This is a genomic window from Agrobacterium pusense, from assembly GCF_900102105.1.
GTDB lineage: Bacteria > Pseudomonadota > Alphaproteobacteria > Rhizobiales > Rhizobiaceae > Agrobacterium > Agrobacterium pusense.
Window position 1 is genome coordinate 243,707 of the sequence record NZ_FNBB01000005.1, and the last position, 17,345, is coordinate 261,051.

The 17,345-nt window shown below is 58.8% G+C and carries 11 protein-coding genes; 8 read left to right on the forward strand and 3 right to left on the reverse strand.

Features of this window, described 5'->3' with window-relative positions; all coding sequences use genetic code 11:
- The first annotated feature begins 76 nt into the window (after positions 1–76).
- The gene (gene nspC / locus BLU28_RS14855; protein WP_004437985.1) at positions 77–1,174 is read left to right on the forward strand and encodes a carboxynorspermidine decarboxylase; all 1,098 of its coding nucleotides are present in this window, start codon (positions 77–79) and stop codon (positions 1,172–1,174) included.
- A gap of 59 nt (positions 1,175–1,233) precedes the next feature.
- A complete protein-coding gene (locus tag BLU28_RS14860; protein WP_004437987.1) occupies positions 1,234–2,472 on the forward strand; it encodes a saccharopine dehydrogenase family protein in 1,239 nt (412 codons plus the stop codon).
- A 295-nt stretch (positions 2,473–2,767) separates the two neighbouring features.
- Here BLU28_RS14860 and BLU28_RS14865 read toward each other — a convergent pair whose 3' ends face one another.
- A complete protein-coding gene (locus BLU28_RS14865) occupies positions 2,768–4,615 on the reverse strand; it encodes a DEAD/DEAH box helicase (protein ID WP_077987875.1) in 1,848 nt (615 codons plus the stop codon).
- A 390-nt stretch (positions 4,616–5,005) separates the two neighbouring features.
- Between BLU28_RS14865 and BLU28_RS14870 the strand changes: the two genes are divergently transcribed.
- The 6 genes from BLU28_RS14870 (at position 5,006) to clpB (ending at position 14,867) form a co-directional block, all read left to right on the forward strand.
- The gene (locus BLU28_RS14870) at positions 5,006–6,283 is read left to right on the forward strand and encodes an aspartate kinase (protein ID WP_006698035.1); all 1,278 of its coding nucleotides are present in this window, start codon (positions 5,006–5,008) and stop codon (positions 6,281–6,283) included.
- 174 nt (positions 6,284–6,457) lie between these two features.
- Entirely contained in the window at positions 6,458–8,725 is a 2,268-nt protein-coding gene (gene ptsP, locus BLU28_RS14875) for a phosphoenolpyruvate--protein phosphotransferase (RefSeq protein WP_004437993.1), read from the forward strand.
- 29 nt (positions 8,726–8,754) lie between these two features.
- The gene (gene prfA / locus BLU28_RS14880; protein WP_004437995.1) at positions 8,755–9,834 is read left to right on the forward strand and encodes a peptide chain release factor 1; all 1,080 of its coding nucleotides are present in this window, start codon (positions 8,755–8,757) and stop codon (positions 9,832–9,834) included.
- Positions 9,831–10,700 carry a peptide chain release factor N(5)-glutamine methyltransferase gene (prmC, locus tag BLU28_RS14885; protein WP_077987874.1) on the forward strand — a complete coding sequence of 290 codons (870 nt, stop codon included), beginning with the start codon at positions 9,831–9,833 and terminating at the stop codon, positions 10,698–10,700. The genes prfA and prmC overlap by 4 nt, the downstream gene beginning before the upstream one ends.
- Before the next feature lie 395 nt (positions 10,701–11,095).
- Positions 11,096–11,878, forward strand: a complete 783-nt coding sequence (locus tag BLU28_RS14890; RefSeq protein ID WP_077987873.1) for a DUF4167 domain-containing protein — start codon at positions 11,096–11,098, stop codon at positions 11,876–11,878.
- A 364-nt stretch (positions 11,879–12,242) separates the two neighbouring features.
- Positions 12,243–14,867, forward strand: coding sequence for an ATP-dependent chaperone ClpB (gene clpB / locus BLU28_RS14895; protein WP_092651329.1), 2,625 nt, complete (start codon positions 12,243–12,245; stop codon positions 14,865–14,867).
- 68 nt (positions 14,868–14,935) lie between these two features.
- Here clpB and BLU28_RS14900 read toward each other — a convergent pair whose 3' ends face one another.
- Both BLU28_RS14900 and BLU28_RS26500 read right to left on the reverse strand, forming a co-directional pair.
- Positions 14,936–16,882, reverse strand: a complete 1,947-nt coding sequence (locus tag BLU28_RS14900) for a M23 family metallopeptidase (protein ID WP_077987872.1) — start codon at positions 16,880–16,882, stop codon at positions 14,936–14,938.
- A gap of 166 nt (positions 16,883–17,048) precedes the next feature.
- Positions 17,049–17,345: hypothetical protein (locus BLU28_RS26500; protein ID WP_210184476.1), on the reverse strand; the 297-nt coding region annotated here is incomplete at its 5' end.

The following is a 17,345-nucleotide window of genomic DNA, read 5'->3' on the forward strand; positions in this document are numbered from 1 at the left end:
TGTTTTCCTGTAACAAGCATCATATAAGGCCCATCATCCAAGACCGACCTTGACTTCAATCAATATGTGAAACGAGATGCTGCAGACGCCATATTACCTCATCGACAAGACAAAACTTCTTCGCAACATGGAGAAGATTGCCTATGTGCGGGAAAAATCCGGTGCCAAGGCGCTCTTGGCGTTGAAATGCTTCGCCACCTGGTCGGTGTTCGACTTCATGTCGCAATATATGGATGGCACCACTTCCTCCTCGCTCTATGAAGTCCGTCTTGGCCGCGAGAAATTCGGCGGTGAAACCCATGCCTACTCCGTTGCCTATGCCGATTACGAGATCGACGAGGTGATTGCGAATGCCGACAAGATCATCTTCAATTCCATTGGCCAGCTGGAGCGCTTTGCCGACAAGGCGTCCGGCATCACGCGCGGTCTGCGCCTCAATCCGCAGGTCAGCTCCTCGAGCTTCGATCTCGCCGATCCCGCACGTCCGTTCAGCCGCCTTGGCGAATGGGATGTCGCCAAGGTCGACAAGGTCATGGATCGCATTTCCGGTTTCATGATCCACAATAACTGCGAAAACAGCGATTTTGCCCTGTTCGACCGCATGCTGACGCAGATCGAGGAAAAATTCGGATCGCTGCTGTCGCGTGCTGAATGGGTCAGCCTCGGCGGGGGCATTCATTTCACTGGCGACGACTACCCGCTCGACCAGTTCTGCGACCGTCTGCGTGCCTTCTCAGAAAAATACGGTGTGCAGGTGTATCTTGAGCCGGGCGAAGCCTCGATCACGAAGAGCACGACGCTCGAAGTGACGGTTCTCGACACGCTGTTCAACGGCAAGAACCTCGCGATCGTCGACAGCTCCATCGAAGCGCACATGCTCGATCTTCTGATCTATCGTGAGAGCGCCAAGGTATCGCCGAACGAGGGCGAACATCCCTATATGGTTTGCGGCAAGTCCTGCCTCGCTGGCGATATTTTCGGCGATTTCCGTTTCGACAAGGAGCTGAAAGTGGGTGACCGCATCTCCTTCCAGGACGCAGCCGGTTACACCATGGTCAAGAAAAACTGGTTCAACGGCGTGAAGATGCCGACGATCGCCATCAAGGAACTCGACGGCTCGGTTCGCGCCGTCCGTGAATTCGACTTTGCCGATTTCGAGCAAAGCCTGTCTTAAACCCTGTTTCAACATCCAACGAAGCTCATCCCTGCGGGGAAAAGGAGGCATCACCTGAAATGAAGAAGAACGTTCTGATCATCGGCGCCGGTGGCGTAGCACAGGTCGTGGCGCATAAATGCGCCCAGAACAGCGATGTATTGGGAGACATTCATATTGCGTCACGGACTTTGGAAAAGTGCCGCAAGATTGTCGAGTCCGTACGCGAAAAGAAGAGCCTCAAGACAGATGTGAAACTTGAGGCCCATGCGCTTGACGCGATGGATATCGAGGCGACGAAAGCCTTGATCAACAAGACCGGCGTACAGATCGTCATCAATGTCGGTTCGGCTTTCGTCAACATGTCCGTTCTTCGTGCCTGCATGGACACGGGTGTTGCCTATATGGATACGGCGATCCACGAGGATCCCACCAAGATCTGCGAGACGCCGCCGTGGTATGGAAACTACGAGTGGAAGCGTGCTGAAGAATGCAAGGAGAAGGGCATTACTGCCATTCTCGGTGTCGGTTTTGACCCGGGTGTCGTCAACGCCTATGCGCGTCTTGCCAAGGATGAGTATTTCGACAAGGTCACCTCGGTCGATATCGTCGACATCAATGCCGGCAGCCATGGCCGCTGGTTCTCCACCAACTTCGATCCGGAAATCAACTTCCGTGAGTTCACCGGGGTCGTCTATTCCTGGCAGAATGGCCAGTGGCAGACCAACCAGATGTTCGAAGTCGGCCAGGAATTCGATCTGCCTGTCGTCGGCAAGCAGAAGGCCTATATGACCGGCCATGACGAAGTGCATTCGCTGTCCAAGAACATGGACGGCGCCGATGTCCGCTTCTGGATGGGGTTCGGCGATCACTATATCAATGTCTTCACCGTGCTGAAGAACCTCGGGCTGCTCTCCGAAAAGCCGGTCAAGACGGCTGAAGGTCTGGAAGTCGTGCCGCTGAAGGTGGTCAAGGCCGTGCTGCCCGATCCGTCTTCGCTGGCGCCCGATTATGTCGGCAAGACCTGCATTGGTGATATCGTCAAGGGTATCAAGGACGGCAAGGAACGCGAAGTCTTCATCTACAACGTGGCTGACCATAAGGAAGCCTATGAAGAAGTCGGCTCGCAGGGCATTTCCTACACAGCTGGCGTTCCGCCGGTTGCTGCCGCCATGTTGATAGCGACAGGCGAATGGGATGTGAAGCAGATGGCAAACGTTGAAGAACTGCCACCGAAGCCGTTCCTGAACCTTCTGAACAAGATCGGTCTTCCGAACCGCATCAAGGACGAAAACGGCGACCGCGCGCTGGAATTCTGAGCACAGGCGTTTTGAGAATTGAGACAAAATAAAAGCCCCGCGAGAGCGGGGCTTTTTGTTGAATCTGTCGACCTGAATCGATTGCAAAGTTTTCGCATCCCCACTCCGTCACCCCGGACTTGATCCGGGGTCTAGCGCGATCAAGTCTTTGATCGCAAAAGGGTCTTCTCACGACGCAGACGCGTCGTGGCTGGATGCCGGATCAGGTCCGGCATGACGGAGGAGGTCGTCGACCGGCTTGAGTCCCACAAAAAGGGACTCATTTTCTTGCAAGAGCTAAAAACGAAGGGCGTCCTCAGCCCTTTGTCGGCTTTGGCCCACGCTTTTCGAATGGCTTGTCCTTCTTGCCCTCATATTTCGGCTTGTCGCCAAAGGGCTTTTTCTTTTTCCAGGGCTTGTCTTCGCCCTTGCGATCATCGCGGGGGGCGCTCGCGTTGTCGGACTTGCTGAACTTCCGCTGGGCCTTGGCCGGCCGCGTGTCTTCGCGGAAGCCGCCAGTCATCTCGGGTTTGCCCTCAAGCGCCTTGAGGCGAATGCCCTTTTCCAGTGTCATGTCCTTGCCGATGGCGGAAGTGAAACGGTCGACGGCATCGGCTGCCAGTTCCACGAAGGTTTCGGTCTGTTGCATGCGGATCGCCCCGATATCCTGGCGGGTGATCTTGCCGAAACGGCAGAGCATCGGGATAAGCCAGCGCGGTTCTGCACTCTGCTTGCGACCGACAGACAGGGAGAACCAGGCACTGTCGGAGAAATCGGACCTGTCGCGGCGCGGAGCGTTGTTTTCGGGTGTTTCGAAAATGTCGCGGCGCGGCTTGCGGGTGTTATCAAGCGCGACTTCAAAAATGTCTTCCGGTGCCGAACGCCCCGCATGATAAAGGCGCACGAAGGCCGCCGCGACTTTTTCCGCGCCATGCTGTTCCAGCAACTTGGTCACGAAATCGCGTTCGTCATCCGCCACTGCTTCGCTGAGCGTAGGATCGGCCAGAAGCCGGGCGCCGTCGCGCTCGACGATCTCTTCAACGGAGGGTGGGTGTACCCATGCGGCACTGACCTTGGCGCCTTCGAGCAGGCGCTCGGCCTTGCGGCGCTGGCTGACCGGCACCACGATGGCGCTGACGCCTTTCTGACCGGCGCGGCCGGTACGGCCGGAACGGTGCAGAAGCGTTTCGGAATTGGTCGGCAGGTCGGCATGGATGACGAGTTCGAGGCCGGGCAGGTCGATGCCGCGGGCGGCAACGTCTGTCGCCACGCAAACGCGGGCGCGGCCGTCACGCATGGCCTGTAGGGCATGTGTGCGCTCGTTCTGCGTCAGTTCGCCGGAGAGAGCCACGACGGAGAAGCCACGATTGTTCAGGCGGGCCGTCAGATGGTTCACCGCGGCGCGGGTGGAGCAGAACACGATGGCGTTGCGGGCTTCGTAAAAGCGCAGCGCATTGATGATGGCGTTCTCGCGATCGGAAGGCGAAACCAGAAGCGCGCGATATTCGATATCCACATGCTGCTTCTGTTCGGAAGCGGTGGCGATGCGCACGGCGTTCTTCTGGTAGCTTTCGGCCAGCTTGGCGATGCTGCGCGGCACGGTGGCCGAGAACATCAGCGTGCGGCGATCTTCGGGCGATTCCTCCAGAATGAATTCAAGATCTTCACGGAAGCCGAGGTCGAGCATTTCGTCGGCTTCGTCGAGCACGACAGCGCGGATCGATGAGAGATCGAGTGCATTGCGCTTGATGTGGTCGCAGAGACGGCCGGGCGTGCCGACGACGATATGCGCGCCGCGCTCCAGCGCCCGGCGCTCATTGCGGATATCCATGCCGCCGACGCAGGAGGCGATGGAGACACCGGCAAATTCGTAAAGCCATTCCAGCTCGCGCTTGACCTGCATGGCCAGTTCGCGTGTGGGGGCGATGGCAAGCGCCAGAGGGGCAGCGGCCTGGCCGAAACGGGTGTTGTCACGCAGCAGCGTGGTCGCAAGCGCGATGCCGAAGGCAACGGTCTTGCCGGAACCGGTCTGCGCGGAAACCAGCGCGTCCTTGTCGGCAAGTTCCGGCGCAAGCATGGCCTGCTGCACGGGGGTCAAATCTTTGTAGCCGCGTTTTTCCAACGCCTGCGCGATCGCCGGGGCGATACCCTGGGTGTCTGTCATCTACCGTCTTTCGGATATGAAGCCGCCCGCATCCGCCCGAAACCAATAGATCCTAAAGTCTCCGGGGCAGCCGATACAGGCCATTTCGGCCATCTGGCCGGTTGCATTGCCGCGCTCATACTGCGAATGGGCCGATTTGTACAGTGCACCGCGGTACGGTCTTTTGCGGGTGCTTTATCCCGCCGGCGCGTCAGTGCGCCATTGTTGCATGTTCAGGCTCCCGAAAAAGGCGTACCGCATGGTTCATAAACGGCATTGCGTGGCCCCCGCCTTTTCGCTAAGAGACCCGCAACTTGAGGCTCTTTGTCAGGAAGAGCCGACTGGGTTTGTTCTTGTCCGTCCGTCTTTTGAAAGAGCCGGCGGGAAAATGGGATGGTACTGGTCAAGGCTATGGCTCGCATTGTCATGAAATTCGGCGGCACGTCCGTCGCGAACCTCGAACGCATTCACAATGTCGCCCGGCATGTGAAACGCGAAGTGGATGCCGGCCATGAAGTGGCTGTGGTCGTTTCCGCCATGTCCGGTAAAACCAACGAATTGGTTGACTGGGTGCAGAACGCAGCAAAGATTACGGGGAGCAATGCCGCCTCCTTTTATGATGCGCGCGAATATGACGCGGTTGTCGCATCCGGCGAGCAGGTGACGTCAGGTCTTCTGGCGATCACGCTGCAATCCATGGGCATCAATGCGCGCTCCTGGCAGGGCTGGCAGATCCCGATCCGCACCGATAATGCGCATGGCGCCGCCCGCATTCTCGAGATTGACGGCTCGGATATCGTGAAACGCATGGGCGAGGGCCAGGTTGCCGTTGTTGCCGGCTTCCAGGGCATCGGTCCCGATAACCGCATTGCAACGCTTGGCCGCGGCGGCTCCGACACCTCGGCCGTTGCCATTGCCGCTGCCGTGAAGGCGGATCGTTGCGACATCTATACGGATGTCGATGGCGTCTACACGACCGATCCGCGCATCGAGCCCAAGGCTCGCCGCATGAAAAAGATCGCCTTCGAGGAAATGCTCGAAATGGCGTCGCTCGGTGCCAAGGTCCTGCAGGTCCGCTCGGTCGAGCTTGCCATGGTACACAAGGTGCGCACCTTCGTTCGCTCCAGTTTCGAGGATCCCGATGCGCCGGGCATGGGCGACCTCATCAACCCGCCCGGTACTTTGATTTGTGACGAGGATGAAATCGTGGAACAGGAAGTCGTAACCGGCATCGCCTATGCCAAGGATGAAGCACAGATCTCGCTGCGCCGCGTGGCCGACCGTCCGGGCGTCTCCGCCGCGATCTTCGGGCCTCTGGCGGAAGCGCACATCAATGTCGACATGATCGTGCAGAACATTTCCGAAGACGGTTCGCGCACCGACATGACCTTTACCGTTCCTTCGGGCGACGTTGCCAAGGCGCTTAAGGTTCTCGATGACAACAAGGCCCAGATCGGCTTCGACGTTGCACAGAACGAAACCGGCCTCGCCAAGGTTTCGGTCATCGGCATTGGCATGCGCAGCCACGCGGGCGTTGCCGCCAGCGCGTTCAAGGCACTGGCCGAGAAGAACATCAACATCAAGGCGATCACCACGTCCGAGATCAAGATTTCGATCCTGATCGATGGCGCCTATGCCGAACTTGCGGTTCGCACTTTGCATTCTGCTTACGGCCTCGATAAGAGCTAAGCCGAGACATCGGTTCCCGATGCTCCGATTCTTCGGAGTTGCGTTCTTCCGATGTGGCGTTTCATGAAAGCGTGTCCCTTGCGGGACGCGCTTCTCGCGCTATAAATTTTTAAATGACGTTTTGATTCCCGAATATTATGACATTCGGATCGGAAGCGTCGGGGAGCAAACGCGATGAGAGACCTTTCCGCAGGTCCGCGCGTCCTGCTCAAGCGGCTGCGCGAAATGATGGCGGAGCACCTTGAACCGCAGGACCGCCTTGACCAGATCGTCCGTCAGATCGCCGGCAACATGGTGGCGGAGGTTTGCTCGGTCTATGTGCTGCGTTCCGACAGCGTGCTTGAGCTTTATGCGACGGAAGGTCTCAACAAGGATGCCGTGCATCTTGCCCAGCTGAAAATGGGGCAGGGTCTTGTCGGCACCATTGCCGCTTCCGCCCAGCCGCTCAATCTTTCCGATGCGCAGGCGCATCCCGCATTCCGCTATCTTCCTGAAACCGGTGAGGAAATTTATCATTCCTTCCTCGGCGTGCCAATTTTGCGCTCCGGTCGCACTCTTGGCGTTCTTGTGGTCCAGAACAAGGCCAGCCGAACGTACCGGGAGGATGAAATTGAAGCGCTCGAAACAACCGCGATGCTTATCGCTGAAATAGTGGCGAGCGGCGAGTTGAAGAAGATCACACGCCCCGGTGTCGAGCTGGACCTGACGCGTGCCGTCTCCATCGACGGCGACGCCTATGGCGAAGGCATCGGTCTTGGCCATGTGGTGCTGCACGATCCGCGCATTGTCGTTACCAACCTGCTGAACGAAGATGCGGATACGGAAATCCGTCGCCTTGCCGATGCTATCGGCTCGCTGCGGCTCTCCATCGATGACATGCTGCAGCGCCGTGACGTACCGACCGAAGGCGAACACCGCGAGGTTCTCGAGACCTACCGCATGTTCGCCCACGATCAGGGCTGGGTGCGACGCATGGAAGAAGCGATCCGCAACGGCCTGACCGCGGAAGCGGCGGTCGAGAAGGTGCAGAGCGATACCAAGGCGCGCATGATGCGCCTGACCGATCCTTACCTTCGCGAGCGCATGCATGATTTCGACGATCTCGCCAACCGGCTGCTTCGGCAGCTCATCGGTTTCGGCGGTCGTGGTCCGGAACAGGATTTCCCGCTCGATGCCATCGTGCTGGCCCGCGCCATGGGGGCGGCCGAACTCCTGGATTATCCGCGCGAAAAACTGCGTGGTCTGGTGCTGGAAGATGGCGCGGTGACCAGCCATGTCGTCATCGTGGCCCGCGCCATGGGCATTCCGGTTATCGGGCAGGCGACGGGCATTGTCGCGCTTGCCGAAAACAACGATCCCATCATCATCGATGGCGATGACGGCCAGGTGCATTTGCGTCCGATGTCGGATCTGCAACGCGCCTATGAGGAAAAAGTGCGTCTGCGTGCCCGCCGGCAAGAGCAGTTCCGCGCACTTCGCAATGTCGAACCGATCACCAAAGATGGCCAGAAGGTCAACCTCAAGATGAATGCTGGTCTTTTGGTGGATCTGCCGCAGCTGGACGAATCGGGTGCCGATGGCATTGGACTGTTCCGTACCGAGCTGCAATTCATGATCGCTTCCAACATGCCGAAGGGTGAGGAACAGGAGGCCTTCTACCGCTCCGTCCTGCGGCAGGCGAAGGGCAAGAGCGTTACCTTCCGCACGCTCGATATTGGCGGCGACAAGGTCGTTTCATATATGCGCGGCCAGGAGGAGGAAAATCCGGCGCTTGGCTGGCGGGCGATTCGCCTGTCGCTCGACCGGCCGGGGCTGATGCGCACGCAGATGCGCGCGCTTCTGCGCGCCGCTTCCGGTGCCGAACTGCGCATGATGTTGCCGATGGTGACGGAAGTGTCCGAAATCCGCGCTGCACGCGACCTGCTGCAGAAGGAGGTACAGCATCTTTCCAAATTCAGCCATGCGCTGCCGAAAAAGCTGCAGTTCGGCGCCATGCTGGAGGTGCCGGCGCTGATGTGGCAGCTCGATGAGCTGATGCAGGAGGTGGATTTCGTCTCCGTGGGTTCGAATGATCTCTTCCAGTTCTCGATGGCTGTGGATCGCGGCAACGCCCGTGTTTCGGATCGCTTCGACAATCTCGGCAAGCCGTTCCTGCGCATGCTTCGCGATATCGTGCGGGCGGGCGAAAGGCATCAGACTTCGGTTACGCTGTGCGGTGAAATGGCGAGCAAGCCACTTTCGGCAATGGCTCTTATCGGACTTGGATTCCGTTCGATTTCCATGTCGCCGACGGCGATCGGCCCCGTGAAGGCCATGCTGCTCGGGCTCGATGCCGCAAGTCTTGCCGAAGAGTTGAACGCGGCGCTGGATGATCATAATTCGCTGGAAAGCGCGCGCGAGGTGTTGTTACGCTTTGCGGCGACGCATTCCATTCCCATTTAAAAAGAACTGTTTCATAATTGGAGTGACTGGTGGCGAAGCTTCCCGTCGAAAAAATGCGCGAGTTGGAAAGACGTTTCGGCGAGATCGAAGCGCGTATGTCGGCCGGGCCTGCTGCGGATGTCTATGTGAAGCTCGCTTCGGAATATTCCGAGCTCGAGCCGGTGGTGAAGAAAATTCGCGAATACGAGAAGGCGATCTCTGAGGCCGCCGATCTCGAAGCGCTGCTTGCCGACAAGACGACCGACAAGGATATGCGCGAACTGGCGGAAATGGAGCTTCCGGAGATCGAGAGCCGTATCGAAGAGCTCGAGAAGGACATGCAGGTCCTGCTGCTGCCGAAGGATGCTGCGGACGAAAAAAGTGCGATCCTCGAAATACGCGCCGGGACCGGCGGTTCCGAGGCGGCACTATTTGCCGGCGATCTGTTCCGCATGTATGAGCGCTTTGCTGCTTCCAAGGGCTGGAAGGTGGAAGTGCTCTCCGCAAGCGAGGGTGAAGCCGGCGGTTATAAGGAAATCATCGCCACGATCAGTGGGCGAGGGGTGTTCTCCAAGCTGAAATTCGAGTCCGGCGTTCACCGGGTGCAGCGCGTGCCGGAAACGGAAGCAAGCGGCCGCATCCACACGTCTGCGGCCACCGTCGCGGTGCTGCCGGAAGCGGAAGAAATCGATATCGAAATCCGCCCGGAAGATATTCGCATCGATACGATGCGTGCGTCGGGCGCCGGCGGCCAGCACGTCAACACCACCGATTCCGCCGTTCGCATCACCCATTTGCCGACAGGGCTGATCGTGACGAGCTCGGAGAAATCGCAGCATCAGAACCGCGCCAAGGCCATGCAGGTTCTTCGTTCACGACTTTACGATATTGAGCGCCAGAAGGTGGACAGTGAACGTTCGGCCGACCGCAAGAGCCAGGTGGGCTCCGGCGACCGCTCCGAGCGCATCCGCACCTATAATTTCCCTCAGGGCCGTGTCACCGATCACCGTATCAATCTCACGCTCTACAAGCTGGACCGGATGATCGAAGGCGAGATTGATGAGCTCGTGGATGCGCTGATCGCCGATTATCAGGCGGGGCAGCTGGCGCAACTCGGCGAGCAGCATTGAGCGCGCCGGCCGGGGCCACTGTCGCAAGTGAACTTGCCGCGGCCCGCAAGCGGCTGCAGGCGGCGGGGATCGCCGATCCACTTCTCGATGCGCGTCTCCTGATTGCCGAAGTCGTCGGTTTTTCGTTGACCGACTTCGTGATGAAGCCGGACCGGTCGCTCACGACCGAGGAGCAAGCCCGAATTGATGCGATGGTTGAAAGACGCGCCGGCGGCGAGCCTGTTCACCGCATCCTGGGCCATCGGGAGTTTCATGGCCTGGATCTTATTTTGTCGAGGGAAACGCTCGAGCCGCGCCCTGATACGGAGGTTCTGGTAGACACGCTGCTGCCTGCCTTGAAGGCTGCCGTTTCAGCCAGGGGCAGCGCGCGTATTCTCGATCTGGGCACAGGCACGGGGGCGATCTGTCTCGCGCTTTTGAAGGAATGCCCGGCGGCGACCGGTGTCGGCAGCGATATCTCCGCCGACGCGCTGGAGACAGCCTCGAGAAATGCATTCCGAAATGATCTCGGCGGTCGTTTCGAACCCGTTCAAAGCGACTGGTTCGAAAAAATCTCTGGCCGCTTTGACATAATTGTGTCGAATCCGCCTTATATAAGAAGCGATATCGTCGCAACGCTTGACCGAGAGGTTCGTCATCATGATCCTCTGGCGGCGCTGGATGGAGGTCAGGACGGCCTTGCACCGTACCGCCTCATCGCTGCCGAAGCAGGCCGCTTTCTTGTGGAAAACGGGATTGTCGGTGTGGAGATCGGTTTCGATCAAAGGCTTGATGTTTCCGCTATATTTTCTTCCTACGGCTTCTCTCTTCTGGACGCCGTGAAGGATTATGGCGGTAATGATAGAGTTTTGACCTTCCGGAGATAGTTGACGGCGATATGTCTGCGGAATTTTTTGCAAGGATATTTTGCACAGCAAAAGAAAAGGCTTGGATTTCCGCGGGAAGCGGGATAGTTTGCGGCCACATGCCGGGTGGCTGAGGACGAACTGAGATTCGTCAGGGTATGGGTCAGTCCCGAAGCGGGTTCTTTAAAGAGCCCTGAAAGGCTGGGCGTTTCCGGCATGTGAATCAGTAAACTTTGTTCGCAGACGGCTCGGTGCAGCATTTGCGCGACCGGTCGTCTTACGCGAGGTCTTGTCCGGAGGTATCTCGGCAGGGCGCGTGATGGAGCAATTTCAGGAAAAATTTCCAGCGGTTTTCCGCCCGGAATTGCATGAAAACAACCAGATTATCAGCAAAACAGAATTCAGGTGAGCAATTGATGAGGCCAGGACAGCAAAACAAGCGCGGCCGGGGGCGTGGAAACAACAACAATAATAATGGTGGCGGTAACAACAACTTCAACCGCAAGGGCGGTAACCCGCTGACCAGGACTTATGACAGTTCCGGCCCCGATGTTAAAATCCGTGGCACAGCCCAGCACATAGCGGAAAAATACGCGGCTCTGGCGCGCGACGCACAGAGTTCCGGCGACCGCGTGATGGCTGAAAACTATCTGCAGCACGCTGAACATTACAACCGCATTATCGCGTCGGCTCAGGCGCAGATGCAGGAACGCTTCCAGCGCGACGACCGCGGCGAATATAATGCCGCCGATGCCGACGAGATGGATGTGAACGATGGTGACGAAGGCGCCATTGCACCGCAGCATCAGGCCGAACAGGCCGAGCGCGCGCAGCAGCCCGAACGCCAGGAGCGCGCCGAACGGAACGAGCAGCGCCAGGAGCGCCGTGACCGTCCCGACCGCCGTGAGCGGCAGGAGCGTCAGCCACGCCAGCAGGCGAGCGCAGACCAGCAGCCTCCGGTTTATGACGCCAGTCAGGCGCCGCAGCCCGTCATCGAGGGTACGCCTATGGAGGTGGCCGTCGAAGAGGAACAGCAGCAGGCGGAAGCTCCAGCCGAACGCGCACCGAAGACGCGCCGGGCGACCGGTCCGCGCCAGCGCCGTCCACGTCGCACTGCGGCTGCCGAAGGTGTCGAAGGTGAAGATGCAGGAGCCGGTGAAGAGGCCGCTCCCGCCACGCTTGAAAACGCCGCGGAATAAACAGCGCAGGCAGACATGCCCCAGACTGAAAAACTCCGGCTCGCCGGAGTTTTTTTATTTTGGCGCGCCAAAGTCTACGACTGCGCGCGTCAGCATGGCTAGCAGGGTGAAGCTGACGCTCGTCAACTTCCTGGGAAAATTTCTCGACGGCCGGATTTCTTCCCCTTTAAACCGATGAAAATGCCTCCCATATTCGAGCAGGATGGAAGGTTGCCGACACTGCTGGCGACCGACCATCGAGAGGCGGCGATCGTGAAATCCTTAAACACGACTGTCGTAGCGGGGCTTGCCTTTTGAGGGAGCCTCAACCCTAACACCCGGAGCCGTGCCGAAAGCGGGCGGGCCGGTCTATGGAGGTTCGACTATGAATATTGAAAAATACTCCGAGCGCGTTCGCGGTTTTCTGCAATCGGCGCAGACCTTTGCGCTGGCCGAAAACCATCAGCAGTTTTCGCCCGAGCATGTTCTCAAGGTGCTGCTCGATGACGAGCAGGGCATGGCGGCATCGCTGATCGAGCGGGCTGGCGGTGACGCGAAAGAAGCGCGTCTTGCCAATGATGCCGCACTGGCAAAATTACCGAAGGTATCCGGTGGCAATGGCGGCCTTTCGCTGACGGCTTCCCTTGCAAAGGTATTTTCCACCGCCGAAGACCTGGCCAAAAAGGCTGGCGATAGTTTCGTGACCGTCGAGCGTCTTCTGCAGGCGCTTGCGATTGAAAGCTCTGCTTCCACTTCGGCTTCCCTGAAGAAGGCCGGCGTGACGGCGCAGGCGCTCAATCAGGTCATCAATGATATCCGCAAGGGCCGCACGGCTGACAGCGCCAATGCCGAACAGGGCTTTGACGCGCTGAAGAAGTTCGCGCGCGACCTGACGGAAGAGGCCCGCGAAGGCAAGCTGGACCCTGTTATTGGCCGAGACGATGAAATTCGCCGTACCATTCAGGTGCTGTCTCGCCGTACCAAGAACAATCCCGTGCTGATCGGTGAACCTGGCGTCGGTAAGACGGCGATTGCCGAAGGCCTCGCCCTGCGCATCGTCAATGGCGATGTGCCCGAAAGCCTCAAAGACAAGAAGCTGATGGCGCTCGATATGGGCGCGCTGATCGCAGGTGCGAAATATCGCGGTGAGTTCGAAGAGCGCCTGAAGGCTGTCCTCAACGAGGTGCAGTCTGAAAATGGCGGCATCATCCTCTTCATCGACGAAATGCATACGCTGGTCGGCGCCGGTAAGGCGGATGGGGCGATGGATGCCTCCAATCTGCTGAAGCCCGCGCTTGCTCGCGGTGAGCTGCACTGCGTTGGCGCCACCACGCTCGACGAATATCGCAAGCATGTGGAGAAGGATCCGGCCCTTGCCCGCCGTTTCCAGCCCGTTCTGGTGGATGAACCGACCGTTGAGGACACGATCTCGATCCTGCGCGGATTGAAGGAAAAATACGAACAGCACCACAAGGTCCGTATCTCGGATTCGGCCCTGGTTGCGGCTGCGACGCTTTCCAATCGCTATATCACCGACCGTTTCCTGCCGGATAAGGCAATCGACCTTATGGACGAGGCCGCGTCGCGTCTTCGCATGCAGGTGGATTCCAAGCCGGAAGAACTGGACGAACTGGATCGCCGCATCATCCAGCTCAAGATCGAGCGCGAAGCCCTGAAGCAGGAGACGGACCAGTCTTCTGTCGACCGGCTCAAGAAGCTCGAGGATGAACTGGCGGATACGGAAGAGAAGGCCGATGCGCTGACGGCCCGCTGGCAGGCGGAAAAGCAGAAGCTCGGCCACGCCGCCGATCTCAAGAAACGGCTGGACGAAGCCCGCAACGAACTGGCGATCGCACAGCGCAACGGTCAGTTCCAGCGCGCCGGTGAATTGACCTACGGCATCATTCCGGGGATCGAAAAGGAACTGGCTGCAGCGGAAGCGCGGGACAGCAGCGGTGCCGGTTCGATGGTTCAGGAAGTGGTGACGGCGGACAATATCGCGCATGTCGTTTCCCGCTGGACAGGTATTCCGGTTGACAAGATGCTCGAAGGCCAGCGCGAAAAGCTGTTGCGCATGGAAGACGAGCTTGCCAAGTCCGTTGTCGGGCAGGGTGAGGCCGTTCAGGCTGTGTCCAAGGCGGTTCGCCGTTCGCGTGCCGGCCTGCAGGATCCCAACCGGCCGATCGGTTCGTTCATCTTCCTCGGCCCGACGGGCGTGGGCAAGACCGAGCTGACCAAGTCGCTGGCCCGCTTCCTGTTCGACGACGAAACCGCAATGGTTCGCCTCGACATGTCGGAATATATGGAGAAACACTCCGTTGCCCGGCTCATCGGTGCGCCTCCCGGATATGTCGGTTACGAGGAGGGCGGCGCTCTGACGGAAGCGGTTCGCCGCCGGCCTTATCAGGTCGTGCTGTTCGACGAGATCGAAAAAGCGCATCCGGATGTCTTCAACGTCCTGCTGCAGGTGCTGGATGATGGCCGCCTGACGGATGGCCAGGGCCGCACCGTCGATTTCAAGAACACCATCATCATCATGACCTCGAACCTCGGTTCGGAATTCATGACGCAGATGGGTGACAATGACGACGTGGATTCGGTTCGCGAACTGGTGATGGAGCGTGTCCGGTCGCATTTCCGGCCGGAGTTCCTCAATCGTATCGATGATATCATCCTCTTCCATCGCCTGCGGCGGGACGAGATGGGTGCCATCGTGGAAATCCAGTTGAAGCGGCTCGTTTCGCTGCTGGGAGATCGCAAGATTTCGCTCGAACTGGATGAGGATGCCCGTAACTGGCTTGCCAACAAAGGCTACGATCCCGCCTATGGCGCGCGTCCGCTGAAGCGGGTGATCCAGAAGGCGGTTCAGGACAGGCTTGCGGAAATGATCCTTGGCGGGGAAATCCCCGATGGTTCGCGGGTCAAGGTGACCTCTGGAACCGACCGGCTGCTGTTCAAGGTCAAGCCGCCAAAAGCCGAGGCCGACACTGAGGCCGCCGACGCTGCATAAAAAAAGGGCTCCGGAAACGGGGCCCTTTTCCTATAAGCGGACTCTGTTGATCTGAAATCCCCTGCCGATCAGCGGCTTGCCACCTGATTGGACTTTTCTTCGATATTCAGCAGATTGTCGATGCGTTTTCTCTCGTCGGAGAAACGCGCCAGCGCTTCGCCGGAAAGCGACTTGCCGCCCGGCAGACGCACCTTCATCGCGTCCACCTTGGTGCCGTTGACGATCAGCTCGTAGTGCAGATGCGCGCCGGTCGAAAGACCGGTCGACCCCACATAGCCGATGACCTGACCCTGCCGGACCTTTGCCCCCTCGGTGACCCCCTTGGCGATCGCGCTCTGGTGGTTATAGGAAGAGACATAGCCATTGGCATGGCGGATCAGGGTCTGGTTGCCGTAACCGGAAGCCCATCCGGCCTTCTCGACAGTGCCGTTACCCGTTGCGATAATCGGCGTGCCCCGGGCGGCGGCCCAGTCTGTTCCCGTATGCATGCGGCTGAATTTCAGCACGGGATGGCGGCGCATCCCGAAACCGGAGGTCATGCGGCCGTTTGGAACCGGGTTGCGCAACAGGAACTGCCGGATGCTTTTGCCGTTTTCATCGAAATAATCGATGCTGTTGTCTTCCGGATTCTGGAACCGGTAAAAGCGTGTCTCGTTGTCGCCGAACTTGGCATTGACATAGAGCAGCTCCGACTTGTCCGTCGCCTTGCCATCCGCATCTTCCACGGAGAAGAAGGCTTCGAGCGTATCCGCGGGCTTGAGCTGCGCCTGGAAATCGACGCTGCTGGCCAGAAGCTTGATCAACTGCGAGACCATGCCCTGGTTCATGCCGTAAGCAAGCGCGGCGCGGTACACCCCGTCATAGACGCTTGGCAGATCGCGCCCCGCCGCAGGTGCGGGTGTGCTGTCAAAGGCGGTCGCCACCGCGTCCAGTTTCGGTGGTTCGCTGGCCTTGATGAAGCGCTTGCGGTCATCGACGGCCATGGTGACCATGTGGCGGCCCTTGCGGTAAAGGCTCACGCGCACGATATCGCTTTTCTCGTCTTCCTGAAGGATGCCGACGCGCAGCACGTCGCCGCTTTCCACACTGTTCGACTGGATTTGCGGTGCCAGCAGGCCGGCAATCTCCGAAGACTGTGCCTTCGAATAACCTGCGCCGAAAAGCGCGGCCTCGATGGTTTCGGTCTGGCGGGCAGGGATCACGTCATCGGCATATTCCTTGACGGGAACGGAGGCCGATTGCGGTGTCGAGACCGACATGTTCTGTTCGACGACGCGGGCGGCCAGGCCGGCGGTGATGTCGACGTCGCCTTCGTCATTATCGAAACGGCGTGGATCGATGTAATAAAGCGCGGCAAGCTGTTCGTTGCCGTCCGTCAGGATCGAGCCGTTGGAACGCACGGCTTCCTCCACCTCATCGAAGCTCAGCGAGCCGGCGAAGGGGAATTTGGAATGCTGCACGGGAAAGGCAACGGTCTTCAGGCTGACTTCGGATTCGACCTCGGAACCGTAAATCGTTCCCGTCCTGCTCGGTGCAGGTGCCGACGCGTCCTTGTCGTCATTGCTGGCGAAGATATTGAGGGGATCGAAGGCTGGATAGTCGTCCTGCTTGGCGTAATTTGCCGCAAGCGGAATTTTCACGTGGGAGAAGGGCACCTTGCGGACCACTTCCTTGTCGCCTTCGTTGATGACGGTCGAGACTTCCATGATCGAGCGGTCGGACGGTCGCGCGGCAATATTCGGTGCCACGAGGCGCGTGCCGCGACGGGCTGCCTCCGTCACGTTGTTGCCCATATCCGCCTTGGCGAAGGCTTCGGCGGGGATGGCAAGCTGCTGACGTCCGTCGAGAGCGGCAAACAGGGCCACACCCATCAATATGGAAGAGGTAATACCAGTCAGGAACGTGCCGGAAAGCCATCGAAGCGAAATTTCGCGGCGATCGGGTGCACGTCGCCCTTCCGCCAGAATTGGCGGTTCCGTGCCTAGCGACCGGATCACGTTGCGATCCGCAGTCATACTGGCTGTGCCCCGTCGGTCATGCGCTCTCCAGAAACTTCAGGCGAAGATGTGCAACTTTCAAAGCCGCGAGTCAAATCCATCGACATCATGGCTAAAGGTTTGCAGCGCGCATTATTGGATATGCGCAGGCACGCCCCTTGTTAACGCTTCGTTGACAAACCAATTAGTGAGGAACCGGGCCAAAAGAAGGCACGCCCCGCTTCTTGCGGGCCTTCGGGATCTTCTCCTGTGCAAAATCGCTGCGTTTAACAGGGGCCCGTCGGCCGGCATTTCCAGGAAACCGAAATAACATATTAAATTCAGACCCTTGTCGAATTTTCTGAGTTTTTCGAATTTGGCCTGTTGACTTGTTCGGTGGGGTTCTCTTATAAGTCCGCTCACTGAACGAGGGCGGCGGCGCTGCTGGCGACGAAGTCTTTCGTTCTAAATAAATCAAGGAATGAGCTGGTTGCTTGTTTGG